Source organism: Bradyrhizobium sp. SZCCHNR1051, from assembly GCF_032489615.1.
GTDB lineage: Bacteria > Pseudomonadota > Alphaproteobacteria > Rhizobiales > Xanthobacteraceae > Bradyrhizobium.
Genome location: NZ_JAUEYJ010000012.1, coordinates 199,270 through 215,294 on the forward strand (window position 1 = coordinate 199,270; position 16,025 = coordinate 215,294).

The 16,025-nt window shown below is 67.9% G+C and carries 17 protein-coding genes and 1 riboswitch; of the genes, 11 read left to right on the top strand and 6 right to left on the bottom strand.

The features are described from left to right. Window positions 1–157: 157 nt before the first annotated feature. From QW868_RS16990 to QW868_RS17000, 3 genes are all read right to left on the bottom strand, one after another. Complete coding sequence (locus QW868_RS16990; protein WP_316230992.1) at window positions 158–1,021, bottom strand: xanthine dehydrogenase family protein subunit M; 864 nt, start codon at window positions 1,019–1,021, stop codon at window positions 158–160. A gap of 329 nt (window positions 1,022–1,350) precedes the next feature. Then, entirely contained in the window at window positions 1,351–2,559 is a 1,209-nt protein-coding gene (locus QW868_RS16995; protein ID WP_315778010.1) for an MHYT domain-containing protein, read from the bottom strand. A gap of 478 nt (window positions 2,560–3,037) precedes the next feature. Next, a complete protein-coding gene (locus QW868_RS17000; RefSeq protein ID WP_315784044.1) occupies window positions 3,038–3,643 on the bottom strand; it encodes a 6,7-dimethyl-8-ribityllumazine synthase in 606 nt (201 codons plus the stop codon). A gap of 76 nt (window positions 3,644–3,719) precedes the next feature. Next, a riboswitch (FMN riboswitch) is annotated at window positions 3,720–3,916 on the bottom strand. 393 nt (window positions 3,917–4,309) lie between these two features. On the opposite strand from QW868_RS17000, the gene QW868_RS17005 reads away from it, so the two are divergent. Continuing rightward, window positions 4,310–4,810, top strand: a complete 501-nt coding sequence (locus tag QW868_RS17005; RefSeq protein WP_315771836.1) for a YbjN domain-containing protein — start codon at window positions 4,310–4,312, stop codon at window positions 4,808–4,810. Window positions 4,811–4,973: 163 nt separating this feature from the next. Further along, window positions 4,974–5,801 carry a pyrroline-5-carboxylate reductase gene (gene proC / locus QW868_RS17010; RefSeq protein ID WP_316230993.1) on the top strand — a complete coding sequence of 276 codons (828 nt, stop codon included), beginning with the start codon at window positions 4,974–4,976 and terminating at the stop codon, window positions 5,799–5,801. A gap of 19 nt (window positions 5,802–5,820) precedes the next feature. On the opposite strand, the gene QW868_RS17015 is transcribed toward proC, so the two are convergent. After that, complete coding sequence (locus QW868_RS17015; RefSeq protein WP_315771833.1) at window positions 5,821–7,137, bottom strand: TAXI family TRAP transporter solute-binding subunit; 1,317 nt, start codon at window positions 7,135–7,137, stop codon at window positions 5,821–5,823. A gap of 310 nt (window positions 7,138–7,447) precedes the next feature. Then, window positions 7,448–8,686, bottom strand: a complete 1,239-nt coding sequence (locus QW868_RS17020) for an MFS transporter (protein WP_316230994.1) — start codon at window positions 8,684–8,686, stop codon at window positions 7,448–7,450. Window positions 8,687–8,857: 171 nt separating this feature from the next. On the opposite strand from QW868_RS17020, the gene QW868_RS17025 reads away from it, so the two are divergent. The 6 genes from QW868_RS17025 (at window position 8,858) to QW868_RS17050 (ending at window position 13,363) form a co-directional block, all read left to right on the top strand. Then, complete coding sequence (locus QW868_RS17025; protein WP_315775322.1) at window positions 8,858–9,325, top strand: hypothetical protein; 468 nt, start codon at window positions 8,858–8,860, stop codon at window positions 9,323–9,325. 72 nt (window positions 9,326–9,397) lie between these two features. Then, window positions 9,398–9,688: a hypothetical protein gene (locus tag QW868_RS17030; protein WP_316230995.1), complete on the top strand. Its 291-nt coding sequence runs from the start codon at window positions 9,398–9,400 to the stop codon at window positions 9,686–9,688. 10 nt (window positions 9,689–9,698) lie between these two features. Further along, complete coding sequence (locus tag QW868_RS17035; protein ID WP_316230996.1) at window positions 9,699–11,111, top strand: TolC family protein; 1,413 nt, start codon at window positions 9,699–9,701, stop codon at window positions 11,109–11,111. A gap of 13 nt (window positions 11,112–11,124) precedes the next feature. Then, window positions 11,125–12,465, top strand: coding sequence for a copper oxidase (locus QW868_RS17040; protein ID WP_315796947.1), 1,341 nt, complete (start codon window positions 11,125–11,127; stop codon window positions 12,463–12,465). 47 nt (window positions 12,466–12,512) lie between these two features. Beyond that, a complete protein-coding gene (locus QW868_RS17045; RefSeq protein WP_316230997.1) occupies window positions 12,513–12,971 on the top strand; it encodes a cupredoxin family protein in 459 nt (152 codons plus the stop codon). 95 nt (window positions 12,972–13,066) lie between these two features. Continuing rightward, window positions 13,067–13,363: a copper-binding protein gene (locus QW868_RS17050; protein ID WP_315734032.1), complete on the top strand. Its 297-nt coding sequence runs from the start codon at window positions 13,067–13,069 to the stop codon at window positions 13,361–13,363. 30 nt (window positions 13,364–13,393) lie between these two features. On the opposite strand, the gene QW868_RS17055 is transcribed toward QW868_RS17050, so the two are convergent. After that, complete coding sequence (locus QW868_RS17055) at window positions 13,394–14,287, bottom strand: LysR family transcriptional regulator (RefSeq protein ID WP_316163773.1); 894 nt, start codon at window positions 14,285–14,287, stop codon at window positions 13,394–13,396. A 103-nt stretch (window positions 14,288–14,390) separates the two neighbouring features. Here QW868_RS17055 and QW868_RS17060 point away from each other — a divergent pair, with 103 nt between their 5' ends. The 3 genes from QW868_RS17060 to QW868_RS17070 all read left to right on the top strand — a co-directional run bounded on the left by QW868_RS17060 (window position 14,391) and on the right by QW868_RS17070 (window position 15,885). Then, a complete protein-coding gene (locus QW868_RS17060) occupies window positions 14,391–15,131 on the top strand; it encodes a glucose 1-dehydrogenase (protein ID WP_316230998.1) in 741 nt (246 codons plus the stop codon). A gap of 55 nt (window positions 15,132–15,186) precedes the next feature. Next, the gene (locus tag QW868_RS17065) at window positions 15,187–15,399 is read left to right on the top strand and encodes a 4-oxalocrotonate tautomerase family protein (RefSeq protein ID WP_315734040.1); all 213 of its coding nucleotides are present in this window, start codon (window positions 15,187–15,189) and stop codon (window positions 15,397–15,399) included. A 192-nt stretch (window positions 15,400–15,591) separates the two neighbouring features. Next, window positions 15,592–15,885, top strand: a complete 294-nt coding sequence (locus QW868_RS17070; protein ID WP_316230999.1) for a DUF1330 domain-containing protein — start codon at window positions 15,592–15,594, stop codon at window positions 15,883–15,885. Window positions 15,886–16,025 lie beyond the last annotated feature (140 nt).

The following is a 16,025-nucleotide window of genomic DNA, read 5'->3' on the forward strand; positions in this document are numbered from 1 at the left end:
CCCCCTTGCGGGGAGGGGTCGGGGGTGGGGGTCCACATCGGCAGTGTCGCTTGGGGCTACCCCCCTCCCCGCCCCTCCCCCACAAGAGGGGAGGGAGAAGATAGATCGTGCCGCGAGGCGATGACCGCCTGCGTGGCAATAGCGTCGACCAACTCTGTTACTTTGCCCGCCTCGCAGCGCGCTGCAGCGCGCGCATCACCATGATGCCGCCGACATGCGTGCGGTACTCGGCAGGTCCCCGCGCGTCGGAGGCCGGCTGCATGATCGCGCGCGCGGCGCTCGCCGCCGCCTTCAGCGCGGCATCGTCGAGCGTGGTGCCGATCACTGCAGTCGCCGCGTCGGTCGCCAGCAACGGCGTCTCGTGCAGATTGGTCAGTGCGATCACGCACGTCGCCACCTTGCCGCCCGCCATCGTCAGCACCACGGCGGCTGCCGCCGTCGCATAGTCGCCGACCTTGCGCTTCAGCTTCTCGTAGGCGTAGCCGTGCCTCGCAGCCGGAAGCGGGATGCTGATGCCAGTCAGGATCTCGCCGGGCTCGAGCGCTGTGAAATAAGCGCCCTGGTAGAACTCGCGCGCCGCGATCTCGCGAACGCCGTTCGGCCCTTCGAGCCGATAGGAGGCCTCCAGCGCCAGCATCAAGGCCGGCATGTCGTTGCCGGGGTCGCCATTGGCGACATTGCCGCCGAGCGTGCCGCGGTAGCGCACCTGCGGATCGGCGATCAAGAGCGCGGTCTCGTGCAGGATCGGCAGCGCCTCACCGATGTCGGCAGACGCCAGCAGCTCGGCCTGCGTGGTCATCGCGCCGATGACGAGGCGGTCGCCATCGCGGCGGATGCCCTTGAGCCCGGCGATGCCGTGCAGATCGATCAGATGCGCCGGGGTCGCCAGTCGCAGCTTCATCATCGGCAGCAGGCTGTGGCCGCCGGCGAGCGGTCGCGCGTCATCGCCGAGGTCGGCGAGCAGCTTGATCGCATCGCTGACGCTCGCCGGCCGGTGATAGTCGAACGGGCCAGGAATCATGACGTTTCCTCTCCTGTGCTGGCCTGCCTTATCGGCAAAGGCCGTCGCGTTGTTGCGGCGGGCGTTCGTGCTGCGAGAGCGAAGTGCGAACGCGGACGCATCGCGGATTGGCGCGGAGCGTCGATCGGGATCGCTGGCCGCGCAACGAAGCCGGCACGGAGAGCGGCGAAATCGCACGAAATGCGGCTGGTCGCGCACGAATTGCGTCAGCGAGGGCGACCCAATCGCGCGAGTGACGGCGTGAGCGGCCGCGCAAGACGCGCGCGCGGTGTTGCATGCGTTGCGGAGAATGGCGGCGCTCTGTTGCAGCAGCGAAACGAACGCTGAACTCAGGCCGGCCGCCGCAGCCCGAGCCGCGCCTTGACCTCGGCGACCTTGGCGCGGCTCACCGGCACGCGCGGCTTCGAGGGGCCATCGAGCTCGATGATCGCGCCCTCGCCTTCCCGACCGACGTAGATCACATGCTCGATCGCCACGATGTGGCTGCGGTGCACGCGGATGAAGCGGCCGGGATCGAGCTGCGCCTCAGCCTCGGAGATCGACCATGGGCACATCCGCTCCCGGGTGCCGTCGTGAATCCGTGTGTAGTGTGCATCGGCGCGCACGCTGCGCACGTCCCCGGCATCGATGAAATGGGTGCCGTTGGCGCCCTCCAGCGGCAGCCGCGCCGCGGTCGCGCGCGGCGGCTGGCCGATGCCCCCCAACGGCGCCGCCGTCGCCCGGCTCGGAACGGCGACCTCGACCACCGGCTCGGCCGCCGTCGCGGCCGGCTCCGGTGCCAATTGCGGCGCAGCCTCGGCAACGGCCGGCATCGGCTGCGATTGACGGCGCGGGTCCGGCACCAGCGACAGCAAAAATCCGGCGACGATGACGAAGCACAGCACGGCGACGACGATCGCGAGCGCTTGCGGCGACGCAGCAAGTCCTGTTGCGGCGTGATGGTGTCCCTCACCGATCGGCACGACATGCATTCCCAGCATCGCCGTGTAATGCATGCCGGACACGGCGATGCCGAACGCAACCGCGCTGATGGCGAGCCGTAGCCCGTCCTGCCGCGCCAGGAAGATGCGCAGGCCGCCATAGGCGGCGCCGATCGCAATCGCCACCGACAGCGCCACCAGCGCCGGATCATGCGTCAGCCCGAATGAGCCGGACAGGCCGTGCATGCCGACATAATGCATGCTGGCGATGCCGGCGCCGAGCAGCAGCGCGGAAGGGACGACGCGCCGGGGCGAGGGATCGCCGATGCTGACGAAGAACAGCGAGATGCCGATCACGAGCGCGCAGATCAGGAACGAGATGATGGTCGGCAGCACCAGATAGACGGCATCGGCCGGCAGTGGCGCCGCCATCATGCCCACGAAATGCATGGTCCAGATGCCCACCGCCAGGATGCCGGCGGCGCCGGACAGCAGCACGCGCGCATTCTCTCCCGGACCGCTGCGGATGCGCGCGGTGAGACTGAAACCGGTATAGCCACCCAGGCTCGCGATCACGACCGAGAGCGCGACGAGATAAGGATCGTATCCTTCGATCATCCTTGTCGGCCGCCCGTCGCCACGGGCAAGCCTCCTCCCAGGAGAGATTTTACAGGGGTGGCGAGGAAATTGACAACACAAGGCGGGGAGCGTGAGGGGGCGTGGTGTCGCTGAGGGTGGGGCGGACGACACGATGACTGATCGGCGCGGAGCAAGAGGCTGAATTCGAGCTCGAGCCGCGAGACGGTGAGCCCCCTCCCCCTCGCGGGGAGGGGTCGGGGGTGGTCCACGAGTCGTGCTCTCGATGATGATCACTCGTATTCGAGAGGATGACGGCGATGACACACGCCATCGCATTCGTCTTGTTCGGCAAAACCGAAGATGCACATGACGAAGTTCGGCGCCCGGAGACCCCCAACCCCCAACCCCTCCCCGCAAGGGGGAGGGGAGTTCACTGCCGTTGCCGTGAGATCTCGATCCCGGCGTTTCGATAGCGGGCGTGTGGCTAGCCTGAAGCCAGCCACACGACATCACCGCCTCAGATGATCCCCGCGGCCACCTGCCCCCGCAACCGCTCCAGGCTCAGCAGCGTCTCGGCGCAGGCGGTCGCCACCTCGATGCCCTTGGTCGCAAAATGCTTGCGGAAGAACTCGAAATGCGCCTGCGTCTCGTGGAATTGCTGCGGCGTCAGCACCGCGGAGAACACCGGCACCTCGGTGCGCAATTGCACGTCCATCAGCGCCTTGATGACGGTGTCGGCGACGAACTCGTGGCGGTAGATGCCGCCGTCGACAACGAGGCCGGCCGCGACGATGGCGGTGTAGCGCCGCGTCTTGGCCAGGAGCTGCGCATGCAGCGGGATCTCGAACGAGCCTGGCACCTCGAAGATGTCGACCCGATCGCGCGGGATGTGGCGCGCCTCGATCTCGTCGAGGAAGGCGAGACGGCATTCGGCGACGACGTCGCGATGCCAGGCTGACTGCACGAAGGCGACGCGCTGCGGCTTGCTGAAGCGCGGATGCGACGGCGCCGGTGGCGACTCGTCGGGCGGTGACGCGACCGGCGTATCCGCCGGCGGCGACGTTCCTACGGTGATGGTGTCGGTGGGCGTATCAGTAGGCGCGTCTTGCAACATCTGATTCATGGTTGTCCTCGTCAGAGACCAGAATCAGGGCACACGGAACAACGACGCCCCACGCTGGATTGCGCGGGGTGCCGGGACCCGTTCTCTTTCATCCGGACTGTGACCGTCGGCTTCGGAGTCGCACCGAATCTGCTGACCCTTCTCTGCGCGACGCGTTCCGGAGAACAGAATTCTCCAGACCCTGCCTTGCCGAGAAGGCGCTCGCGGGCTCGCGCGCTCGACCGAGAAACGCTTACCGCCGGTGGGGAATTTCGCCCCGCCCTGAGAACATCGGCCGCCCGGATGGACGGCCTGAACGAACTATGCAGGCGGTCGGCGGCTGCGGCAAGGCCTCACGCCCGCGGTCCACGACGGGCGGCCATGCAACCGCTCGCGGCCGTTCCCGCGGCCAAATCGGCTCGGACGGGGCGGTTGCGGCGAATCCGATTCCGTTTTGTTCTCATTCGGCCATGATTCCACAGGCCGGACAGGAGTTGTGGACGAAGCGGTGTTTGGCTGTGGACGGACTCGCCCCCCCGTTGCGCAGATTCCGCAAATCACATCAGTTTGTCCTCGCACGCCCGGGGTACCTCCGGGACTGCAAGCCGGGTCTCGAAGCGCCGAGAGGGCGTGGGCCGGGTCGCCGCGTATGTACCAACGAGATCAAGAAGACGAGGTCGAGACGGCATGTCCCTGCTCGAAAGCACTATCGATTCCACCGACCACCCGCTGAGCGTGGTCGAGACCATTGCGGCCGACAACAATTGGATGTTCGAGCGCTCCGGCGAGGACGAGATCACGATTGCCTCCAAGGGGCAGTGGACCGACTATCAGCTCTCTTTCACCTGGATGGCGGAGATCGAGGCGCTGCATCTGGCCTGCGCCTTCGACATGAAGATCCCCGAGGCGCGCCGCGCCGAGGTGCAGCGGCTGATCGCCGCGATCAACGAGCAGCTCTGGCTCGGCCATTTCGACATCTGGACCCACACCGGCATGGTGATGCACCGCCAGGCCCTGGTGCTGCCCGGCGGGATCACCGCGTCGGGACTGCAATGCGAGAGCATGCTGGCCGGCGCCATCCACGCCTGCGAGCGCTATTTCCCGGCCTTCCAGTTCGTGGTCTGGGCCGGCAAGTCGACCCAGGAGGCCATGGCGGCCGCGCTGTTCGATACCGACGGCGAGGCGTAAGCCGCCGCCGCTTCCTCACACGCGCTGTCGTCCCTGCGCACGCAGGGACCCATACCGCGTGATGTCCGTCTGGCGCGCGACGCTTGTCGCTCTGCCCCTGCTCCACTAGAACCGCCGGTGGTTATGGGTCCCTGCTTTCGCAGGGACGACAGCGGAGTGCGTCGTGACATCAGCGGACAACAACCTGCTTCATCAGCTCACCGGCACCATCGTGCTGGCCGGCGCCGGCAAGATGGGCGGCGCGATGCTGACCGGGTGGCTGGCCGGCGGGCTCGATCCTGCGCGCCTGGTGGTGATCGAGCCGATGCCATCGGCGGAGATCACGGCGCTGGTGGCCAGGGGCGTCCGCCTCAATCCGACGGCGCCTGCGCCGGCCGAGGTCGTCATCGTTGCCGTCAAGCCGCAGATGTTCCCCGACGCCGGCCCCGCCTTGAAGCCGTGGGTCGGCGACGCGACGCTGGTGCTGTCGATCATGGCGGGGACGACGATCGCCGGCCTGCAGCAAACGATCGGCGGCGCGGTCGTGCGCGCGATGCCGAACACGCCCGCCGCGATCGGCCGCGGCATCACCGTGGCGGTGCCCGCCGCCAACGTCAGCGCCGCGCAACGGGCGCTGACCGACGCGCTGCTGCGCGCCACCGGCGCGGTGGAATGGGTCGACGAGGAGGCGCTGATGGACGCGGTGACCGCGGTGTCCGGCTCGGGTCCCGCCTATGTGTTCCTGCTCGCCGAGGAGCTCGCCCGCGCCGGCGTCGCCGCCGGCCTGCCCGAGTCCCTGGCGACAAAGCTCGCGCGCCACACCGTGTCGGGCGCCGGCGAATTGCTGCGCCAATCGGACCTGCCGTCCGCCACGCTGCGCCAGAACGTCACCTCGCCGGGCGGCACCACCGCCGCCGCACTGTCGGTGCTGATGGGAACCGACGGCTTCCAGCCGCTGCTGACCAGGGCGGTCGCCGCGGCCACGGCGCGCTCGAAAGAGCTCGCGAAGTAGACAACCGCGAGCTGACAGCTCAGCGCGACGGCGTCGGCGGCCCGCCATGCTGCTGGCGCCATTGCAGGAACTGGCGGAACAGGGAGCTGCGCTCAGCCGGATCGTTGGACAGCTGTCCCCCGCTCTGGCGCACGAAGCTCTCGAACTGGGTCTGGCGCACGTCGGCGACCTGCGGCCGCGGCACCATGTTGCGCGCCAGCAGCCACTCGTCCGCCGCCTTGAAGCGCTTCCAGTTCGGAATGGCGGCGACGATGCTCGACTCCCGCCATTTGGGATGCCGGGGCGGCTTCATGAACTCGTCGTAGTTGGCGAAGAACGCCTCGACGAAGCGCGCCACCTTGCGATAGCGCTCGGTATTCTCCGGCCAATTGTAGCTGACGAGCAGCATGCCGATCGCCACCGTCTCGATCGTCTCGCCGGGGTTGAGCAGGTTCGGATATTCCTCGGAGGACAACGTCGTGGGCAGATAGAGGTCCTGCAGCCGGCGGTCGTAGGGGATCGTCACCAGGTGCAGCGCGCGGTTGTCGTTCCTGATGCTGCGGGCGAGCTGGAACACCTTTCCGGTGGAGACGATGTAGGCGTCGGCGTCGCCATCGATCAGCTTCTGGATCGATCTGGCATCATCGGTCGCATAGTCGAACGACGCCGTCAGCCCGAGCCGGTTGAAGATCACGCGCGCGGAATAGAAGCCGACATCGGTCGGCGCGATGATGCGCTTGCCGTTGAGGTCGAAGATCGAGCGGATCGAGGAGCGCGCGATGACATGGATCTCGTTGTGATAGAGCCGCGCGATGTAGCGGAGCTGCGAGGTGATGTCGGGGATGCCGTATTGCAGGCGGTAGAATTCGGGCACGTCGGCTGCGACCGCGCCCATGTCGATGCTCTTCAGAAACAGAATGTCGGAGACGTTGCGCACCGGTCCCTTGCCGAGCACCGGCAGCACGCGGACGTTGGTCTGATCATCGAGCACGCGCGCCATGTCCGAGCCGAACACGGAGGTGGCGCCGCCGGCCGGCGCGGTGATGATGGTGACGGTGCCGTCGTTGACGTCGGTCGGGTTGGGCAGCCGCCATACGTCCGGCCCGCTGCCGGGCGCGGGCGACAGCGACGCCGGCAGGCCGGCGGGACGTGGCGGCGCGGGTATCACGGGCGCGCCGTTCGGCCGGGCGGCCGGGGCGACAGGCACGATGATGGAGCGGGTCGCTGCCGGGCGCGGCGGCTGCGGCGGTTGTTGTTGCAGCTGCGGCCACGCCTGCGCCGATGCCTGACTCAGCATGAGTCCGGCTGCGAGCGCGGCAAGCACGACTTGCGAAGCTGCCTTCGTGACGATGGACATAGCGCAACGGCCTCCTGCACCATCGCGATGCCGCCGCAGCGTTCTCGACCAGTCCGGAGCATTCACCTCGAGGCCTGCCTGCGTCAGGCATGCGACGGGCGACCGCGGCCTCGGCTGAGACCTCGCGACAACCAATCTCGCGATGCGGAGCACGCACGAGGCCAAATGGCCACGATCGGCTCCGATCGAGTTCCACAGTTGGGTGAGGTGATTCGATGAATTTGCGGCGGGCGCCGGGATTTTGTATGACGACGTGCATATAAACCGGATATTGGACTCCGGCTGTGGCTCCGATGCAACGCCTCTTGTTTCAGGCCGCCAGCCGGTGTTGCCGTCGTGCCAGGATCAGCAGCGTCACGACGATGCCGAGGTTCAGGCCATTCCATGCGATGCCATTCGCGAAGGCCGCCGAATAGGACCCCGTGGCGTCGAAGATGACGCCCGAGACCCAGCCGCCGAACGACATGCCGAACACCGAGGCGAAGATGATGATGCCGACCCGGGTGGCGGCCTCGCGTGCCGGCATCGCCTCACGCACGATGATCGCATAGCTCGGCACGATGCCGCCCTGGAACAGGCCGAACATGCCCGAGATCAAATAGAGCGACGTCAAGCCATCGAAGAACAGATAGAACAGAAGCGCAAAACCCTGCGCCAGCGAGCCGATCAGCAACGTCCTGACGCCGCCGACACGGTCGGCGAGAAAGCCGGAGCCGATCCGGCTGACGATGCCGAGCGCCATCATCAAGGACAGCATCTGCGCGCCGACAGCGACGCCATAGCCGAGGTCGCCGCAATAGGCGACGATGTGCACCTGCGGCATCGCCATCGCCACGCAGCAGGCGATCGCGGCGATGCTGAGCAGCACGGTCAGCGCGTTGGTGGAGATCGGCAGCTCCAGTTGCGGCGGCGCCGCGCCGGCATGGTCCTGCGCGCCGGCACCGTCCATGCGCGCGCGCAGCACCAGGAGCAGCGCGCTCATCGTCACCGCGCAGAAGACACCGAGCGCGACATGGCTGGCGCGCCAGCCGATCTGCTGCACGCCCCAGTTCACCAGCGGCGGCCACACCGTGCCGGCGACGTAGTTGCCGGAGGCGACGATGGTGACGGCGAGGCCGCGATAGCGCACGAACCAGTGCGATGCCTCCGCCATCAGCGGCGCGAAGGTGACGGACGAACCGATCCCGATCAGGAAATACACCGCCTGAAACTGCCACAGCGTCACCGACGCGCCGGCGAGCAGATAGGCGGCCGCGGTGCAGGTGATGCTGAGGGCCATCGCGGTGACGATGCCGAAGCGGTCGGTGATGCGGCCGACGACGACGCCGCCGAGGCCGAAGCCGAACATCGTCAGCGTATAGGCCAGCGAGACCGCGCCGCGGCTGGCGGCGAACTCGGCCTGCACGACCGGCAGAACGACGACGACGGTCCACATCCCGGCGCCGCCGATGGAACCGATGACGAGCGCAAGCGCCAGCCGCGCCCAGGCCTGGCGCGAGTCCGGAATGAAGTGAGGCGCTTCCTCGAATCTTGGCTTCGGTGCGTGCACGATATGCGCAACCTCGTTGCCGCACCGCATCAGGTCAAGCCACATTGCTGCGGCATTGGGCATGCAGAAGCAGCGCAACAGGAGGGATCTGCACGATCACGGTCCGGCCCTCTTGGCGGAGCCGCGCTTTATCATTAGGTTGCGCGGCGGATCGGAGTGATTTGGGCGCGCATGTCGTTGGGACTGACACGGAAGATGCTGATGGTGGCGGGACGGCTGCTCGTCCTCGCTTACCTCGTCTGCGTGCTTAGCCCGGGCGTGGCGCTCGCGCTGGGCGATGGGGCGGCGCCCTGCTTCGACGAGACCGTCGTTGCCGTTGCGGCCACTCATCATGACGCGGCGCATCACGAGATGATCTTGGCGGCGATGCCGCAGGTAGAGACCGCGCACGCCCATCATCATGATCACCCTGTTGCAGACGCGGGGATGCACGCGCCAGCTCCCGCGCCGTCGCACCACGATCACAGCAAGATGCCGGGCCCCTGTTGCGCCATGATGTGCGCGGTGGGCCTCGCTGCCGCGCTGCCGGCGGTCACCCTTCCCGCTTCGTTCGCCGCCACCAGCGTGACCCCGCGCGACGAAGGCCTGCCCGGTCGCACGCCGCCGCGCCTGTATCGGCCTCCCATCGTCCTGGTCTGAGCGAACGACGCCGGCTTCGTGCGCGTGTCGCGCGCGGCTGCTCGCGATTCATCGACAGACCAAGGATACCTCATGTTGTCGCAATACATGGCGACGCCCGCTGCCGCATCTCCGGCGCGGCGCAGCCTGCCATTCTCCGTTGCCGCTTGCGCATTGACGCTGCTTGCCGCGGCGAGCCTCGGCGCCTGCCAGCCGCGCACGATCGCATTGGCCGGGGCTGATCCGGCCGATCCGGCGGCGAACGTTGCGCCCGTGCGCATGTCGGGGATCGTCGGGCCCTACACGCCGCTGCGCCCGGTCGCGCCGGCCGCCTGGAGCCAGCGCATCGACCCCGGCGCACCGCGCCCTGAGCCGAGCCGCTAAGGAGCGCCACATGCAGGGGATCATCAGGCTCGCGGCGCTCGCCGCAGCACTTGCGCTCGCAGGCTGTGCCTCGTTCTCGTCAGACGGCGGCATGAGCGCCGTCGCGGACATCACCGGCCACACCACCGGCAAGGAGGTCGCCTCCGTGAGAGGCAATGACGACGCCGAACGCGTCCGCGCTGCAACGCGCCGCCTGCTCGCCCGGCCCTTGTCGGCCGATGCCGCCGTGCAGGTCGCGCTGTTCAACAACAAGGGCCTGCAGGCGGCCTACAACGCGCTCGCGCTCAGCGAGGCGGACATGGTCGAGGCCAGCCTGCCGCCGAACCCGACCTTCTCCCTGATGCGCATCAGCGGCGACGGCGCGCTGGAGGCCGAGCGCCAGGTCGCCGGCGACATCCTGGCGCTCGCCACCTTGCCGCTGCGCTCGGAGATCGCGCGCGAGCGGTTTCGCCAGGCCCAGTTGAAGGCCGCGCTGGCGACGTTGCGGCTCGCCGCGGAGGTGCGCCGCGCGCATGTGCGCGTCGTCGCCGCCAACGAGCTGGTGGCCCTGCTGGTCGAGGCGCAATCGGCCGCGGAGGCGACCGCGAAGCTCGCCTCGAAGCTCGGCGAGACCGGCGCGCTCAACCGGCTCGACCAGGCCCGCGAGCAGGTGTTCTATGCCGAGACCACGGCCGAGCTCGCCACCGCCCGCCGTGCCGCAGGAAGCGCCCGCGAGCGGCTGATCCGGCTGATGGGCCTGTGGGGCGACGATCTGAATTTCCGCCTGCCCGACCGGCTGCCGGCACTGCCGTGCCGGCCGCTGAGCCAGCCCTTCGTCGAGGCCGATGCCGTCGGCCATCGCATCGATCTGCAGATCGCCCGCCTCGAGCTCACGGGGCTCGCCACATCGCTGCAGCTCAGCGAGGCGACGCGCTTCGTCACCCTGCTCGATCTCGCCGGCCTCGATCGCAAGACCGTCGAGCCCGACGGCCGCGTCATCCGCGAACGCGGTTACGACGTGCAGTTCCAGATCCCGATCTTCGACGGCGGCGAGGTCCGCGTGCGGCAGGCCGCCGAGACCTACAACATCGCCTTCAACCGCCTCACCGAGCGCGCCGTCACCGTCCGCTCCGAGGCGCGCGACGCCTATCGCAGCTACCGCGCGGCCTTCGACATCGCCGGCCACTACGCCCGCGAGGTGCTGCCGCTGCGCCGGATCATCAGCGAGGAGATGCAGCTGCGCTATTCCAGCATGCAGGTCGACATCTTCGCGCTGCTGCTCGAGGCGCGGCAGCGCCTGGCGTCACGCCGCGCCGCGATCGACGCCGTCAGAGACTTCTTCCTCGCCGAGGCCGAGCTGTCGGCTGCGGTCAATGGCGGAGTCGCTAGCAGCGAGGACAGCGCACAGCAGACCGCGAGCGCAGTCGCGCCCGGCAACGACTGACAGGAGAGCACGCATGTTTTCACGCCGCACACTGCTCGGCTCCGCGGCGCTGGCCGGCGCCTCCGCCGTCTCCGGCCGGGTCCAGGCCGCCGCCATTCCCGAAGCGCCTGTGATGGACAAGGCGGTGATGCAGCCCCCGCTGCATCCCAGCGCCGGCCCGGACTATCAGCCCGTGGTCACGCTCAACGGCTGGTCGCTGCCGTTCCGCATGAACGGCGACTGGAAGGAATTCCATCTCGTCGCCGAGCCGGTCACCCGCGAGTTCGCGCCCGGCATGACCACGCATCTGTGGGGCTATAACGGTCAGTCGCCGGGCCCGACCATCGAGGCGGTCGAGGGCGACAAGGTCAGGATCTTCGTCACCAACAGGCTGCCGGAATACACCACCGTGCACTGGCACGGCGTCATCCTGCCCTGCGGCATGGACGGCGTCGGCGGCCTGACGCAGCCGCACATCAAGCCGGGCAAGACCTTCGTCTACGAGTTCGAGATGAGGCACGCCGGCACCTTCATGTATCACCCGCATGCCGACGAGATGGTGCAGATGGCGATGGGCATGATGGGCATGATCGTCGTGCATCCGCGCGGGCCGCAGCCGCCGCCGCCGCCGGTCGACCGCGACTTCGTGTTCGTGATGTCGACCTATCGCATCGAGCCCGGCAGCTACCTGCCGAAGGTCACCGAGATGACCGACTTCAACATGTGGACCTGGAACGCGCGGGTGTTTCCCGGCATCGATCCCCTGCCGGTGCGGCTCGGCGATCGCGTCCGCATCCGCATCGGCAATCTCACCATGACCAACCATCCGATCCACCTCCACGGCCACAAGTTCAAGGTGATCGGCACCGATGGCGGCTGGCTTCCCGAAACGGCGCAATTGCCGGAGACCACGACCGACGTGCCGGTCGGCGCGGTGCGCGTGCTCGACTTCACCGCCGACAATCCCGGCGACTGGGCGTTCCACTGCCACAAGTCGCATCACACGATGAATGCGATGGGCCACGACATGCGCAACCTGGTCGGCGTGCCGCGCAAGGAGCTGGCCGCCGCCGTCGGCAAGCTCGCGCCCGACGGCATGGTGATGGGCAACACCGGCATGGCGATGGGCAGCATGGAGATGCCGGCGCCCGACAACACGCTGCCGATGATGACCGGCAGCGGCCAGTTCGGCCCGATCGAGATGGGCGGCATGTTCACGACCGTGAAGGTGCGCGAGGGCCTCGCCCGCGACGACTACCGCGATCCCGGCCCTTATCAGTTCCCGCAGGGCAGCGTGGCCTATGAGGTCGCAAGCGCACCGGAGCCGGTGCGGCGAAGCGACGGCCCACCGACGCAGGTCCGCACCCAGCGCTGAATTCACCAAGCACCGCATCAACCGACGACCACCATCAGGAGATCTCCATGAAGACTGCATTCGCGATCAGCGCACTGGCGGCGGCCGCTCTGATCGTCGCACCGGCCCGTGGCCATGAGCAGCACGGATCGCGCGGCTATTCCGCCGGCGAGCCGGGCGATCCCAAACAGCCGTCACGCACCATCGAGGTGCTCCTGAGCGAGATGGAGTTCACGCCGGTGCGCATCGAGGTCAAGCGCGGCGAGCAGATCCGCTTCGTGCTGCGCAACGCCGGCAAGGAGGATCACGAGTTCCTGCTCGCCACCAAGGCCGAGAACCTGAAGCACGCCGCGGTCATGAAGAAGCACCCGCATATGGAGCACGACGAGCCGAACGGCGCCCGGCTCGCGCCGAACAAGACCGCCGAGCTGCTGTGGCGGTTCACCAAGCCCGGCACGTTCGAATATTCCTGCCTGATCCCAGATCATCGCGAGTTCGGCATGACCGGCCACGTCGCCGTGAAGTGACGGATGAAGCCGTCTTGACAACGCGTAGGGCGGGTCAGCGCCGCGTCATCCGCCCTACGCCTCGCCATGAGTTCACCAGTAGAAGGAAACACATCATGAAGACGTTCTCTCAGCTCACGACCGCCGCCGCGTTGGTTCTCGCTCTCGCGACCCCTGCCCTCGCCGCCGAGGCGATCAGCGGCGACGTCAAGAAGGTCGATGAGGCCAACGCCAAGATCACCCTCCACCACGGCCCGGCCAAGAGTCTCGGCATGGACGAGGCCATGACCATGGTCTACCGCGTCAAGGACGCCGCGCTGCTGAAAGGCCTCAAGGCCGGCGACAAGGTGAAGTTCGAGGCGGTCGAGGACGCCTCCGGCTACACGGTGACGAAGATCGAGAAGGGCAAGTAGCAACAGGCATCCGGCTGCTTTGCCCAACCGCTACAGCCTCGCCCGGGCGAATATCCCCGTGATCCAGTCGAGGAACACGCGCAGCCGCAGCGTCATCTGCCGGTTCTGCGGATACAGCGCGTGCAGCGGCGTCGGTGATGGCGGCGTGTCGGCGAGGATCTCGACCAGGCTGCCATCCGCCAGATCCGGCGCGAAGCGATAGCGCGGCGCCTGCACCAGGCCGAGGCCGAGCCGGGCGAGGTCCATCATCGTGTCGGAATTGTTGACCGTGACCCGGCTCGGCAGAACCAGATGGCGCAGCGTGCCGCCGCAGGTGAATTCGAGCGGCAGCACCTCGCCGGTACGCGACGAGATGAAGCCGACCATGCGGTGGCCGTCGAGATCATCAGGTCCAGCCGGCGTTCCGTGCTCGCGCAGATAGGCCGGGCTGGCGACGGTGATCTCCTCGATCGTGCCGAGTCGGCTCTGGATCATGCCGCTCGCCTCCGGCTCGCCGGAGCGGATCACGCAATCGACACCCTCACGCACGAGATCGACCAGGCGGTCGCCCTGGCCGATGCGCAGATCGAGCTGCGGATGCGCGGCAAGAAACGCGGGCAGATGCGGCAGCACGAACGTCCGCGTCAGCAGCGGGTGCGCGTCGATGCGCAGCAGGCCACGCGGGCGCGAGTCGCGCAGTGCAGTCTCGGCCTCCTCGATGTCGGCGAGGATGCCGACGCAGCGCCGGTAGTACTCCTCGCCATCCAATGTCGGGGTGACGTGGCGCGTGGTGCGCTCGATCAGCCGGATGCCGAGCCGCGCCTCGAGCTCCTTCAGCACCTCGCTCGCCGTCGAGCGCGGCAGGCCGAGATCGGCGGCCGCGGCGGTGAAGCTGCGGCGCTCGACGACGCGAATGAACAGACGCATGGCATCCAGGCGATCCATAGCGATTGTTCGCCCAGACCGACATCTGATGTCAAGCCAAGGCCGATTATACGGACGAGGCGATCAGCTATGTCCGCTCGCATTGAAAAGAGGGAGACTGACCATGCCCAATTCTTCATCCCAGGTCGCGATCATCACCGGCGGCTCGCGCGGGATCGGCGCGGCCATCGCCGAACGCCTCGCCGCTGATGGCGTCGCGGTCGTCATCAACTACGCCCGGGCCGAGCAGGCCGCGGCGCACATGGTGCAACAGATCGAGGCGACCGGCGGCCGCGCGCGCGCCGTGCAGGCCGACGTTGCCGATCCCGCCAGCGCGGCGGCGCTGTTTGATGCCGCCGAGCAGGCCTTCGGCGGCGTCGACATCCTGGTCAATAATGCCGGCACGATGGCGCTCGGCGCCTTCGCGGAGCTGAGCGACGCAGATGTCGCGCGCCAATTCGAGGTGAATGTCGCGGGCGTGTTCCGAACCCTGCGCGAAGCGGCGCGGCGGCTCCGCGACGGCGGCCGCATCGTCAATTTCTCGTCCAGCGTGGTCGGGCTGTATCAGCCGCGCTACGGCGCCTACGCCGCCACCAAGGCCGCGGTGGAAGCCATGACGCATGTGCTCGCCAAGGAGCTGGCGCGGCGGAGCATCACGGTCAACGCGGTGGCGCCCGGCCCCACCGAGACCGAGATGTTCCTCAACGGCAAGACCGACGAGCAGCTGCGCGCGATGGCCGCAGCGAACCCGTTCGGCCGGTTCGGACAGCCGCGCGAGATTGCCGATGTCGTGGCCTTCCTGACGAGCCCGGAGGCCGCCTGGGTCAACGGCCAGGTTGTGCGCGTCAATGGCGGCGTGATCTGACGCCGCGCTGCTGTCACCCTCCGGCCGATGCCGGCCCAACGCCAAAGGAGTTCTCATGCCGTTCGCCAACATCAAAGTGCCGCAGGCCGCGCTGACCAAGGCGCAGAAGGAGGAGATCGTGCATCGCGTGACCGCGATGTTCGTCGACTATTTCAGCGAGGCCGCGCGACCGCACACGATGGTGCTGATCGAAGAGGTGCCCGACGGCGGCTACGGCCGCGCCGACGAGGTGTTCGTGATCCCGCAAGCCTATCGCGCGACGACGTGAGCCGCGGGCCGCGACCGCTCGCGCAACGGTCGCCAAACGGGCAGGCATGGGCGGATGAGCAGCAGTATCATCCGCCCTCCCCCGCGAATGCATCGGAAGCGCACGTCGACGGAACGCGCACCGATCTGTCGGCAGCTTATGGCTGCGCCGATGTTCCGATCGTATGATCCACCGCGTCGCGCGGAGCCCGCCATGAAGGCCTATCTCGTCCTCGATCTCGCCATTCACGACCACGCCTCGTTCAAGGCCTATATCGATGCGATCCCCGCCTTCATCGCGAGGCATGGCGGCCGCTACATCGTCCAAGGCGCGGTGCCCACGCCGGTCGAAGGCAGCTGGACGCCCGAGCGGATGGTGATCCTGGAATTCCCGTCGCGCCAGACCGCCACCGACTTCCTCGGTGATCCCGAGATCCAGCACCTCTTCGCGATCCGTCACCGGACCACGACGAGCCGGCTGGTGCTGGTCGACGGCTGCACGGCGTGAGCGCGCGTTGCAATGTCGTGCCGGACGACGGTGCCCTTCTAAGGAAGATCCCTATCGTCGGTGTGACATCCGCAGTTGGTGGATCGCGCGGCGCTGATCCACCCTGCGCGAGCTGCCCCGTCATTCCCCGGGGCATTCGC

Coding starts and splice junctions, on each gene's coding strand:
- QW868_RS16990 (WP_316230992.1), bottom strand. CDS start 1,021: ATGATTCCTGGCCCGTTCGACTATCACCGGCCGGCGAGCGTCAGCGAT.
- QW868_RS16995 (WP_315778010.1), bottom strand. CDS start 2,559: ATGATCGAAGGATACGATCCTTATCTCGTCGCGCTCTCGGTCGTGATC.
- QW868_RS17000 (WP_315784044.1), bottom strand. CDS start 3,643: ATGAATCAGATGTTGCAAGACGCGCCTACTGATACGCCCACCGACACC.
- QW868_RS17005 (WP_315771836.1), top strand. CDS start 4,310: ATGTCCCTGCTCGAAAGCACTATCGATTCCACCGACCACCCGCTGAGC.
- QW868_RS17015 (WP_315771833.1), bottom strand. CDS start 7,137: ATGTCCATCGTCACGAAGGCAGCTTCGCAAGTCGTGCTTGCCGCGCTC.
- QW868_RS17025 (WP_315775322.1), top strand. CDS start 8,858: ATGTCGTTGGGACTGACACGGAAGATGCTGATGGTGGCGGGACGGCTG.
- QW868_RS17030 (WP_316230995.1), top strand. CDS start 9,398: ATGTTGTCGCAATACATGGCGACGCCCGCTGCCGCATCTCCGGCGCGG.
- QW868_RS17035 (WP_316230996.1), top strand. CDS start 9,699: ATGCAGGGGATCATCAGGCTCGCGGCGCTCGCCGCAGCACTTGCGCTC.
- QW868_RS17040 (WP_315796947.1), top strand. CDS start 11,125: ATGTTTTCACGCCGCACACTGCTCGGCTCCGCGGCGCTGGCCGGCGCC.
- QW868_RS17045 (WP_316230997.1), top strand. CDS start 12,513: ATGAAGACTGCATTCGCGATCAGCGCACTGGCGGCGGCCGCTCTGATC.
- QW868_RS17050 (WP_315734032.1), top strand. CDS start 13,067: ATGAAGACGTTCTCTCAGCTCACGACCGCCGCCGCGTTGGTTCTCGCT.
- QW868_RS17055 (WP_316163773.1), bottom strand. CDS start 14,287: ATGGATCGCCTGGATGCCATGCGTCTGTTCATTCGCGTCGTCGAGCGC.
- QW868_RS17060 (WP_316230998.1), top strand. CDS start 14,391: ATGCCCAATTCTTCATCCCAGGTCGCGATCATCACCGGCGGCTCGCGC.
- QW868_RS17065 (WP_315734040.1), top strand. CDS start 15,187: ATGCCGTTCGCCAACATCAAAGTGCCGCAGGCCGCGCTGACCAAGGCG.
- QW868_RS17070 (WP_316230999.1), top strand. CDS start 15,592: ATGAAGGCCTATCTCGTCCTCGATCTCGCCATTCACGACCACGCCTCG.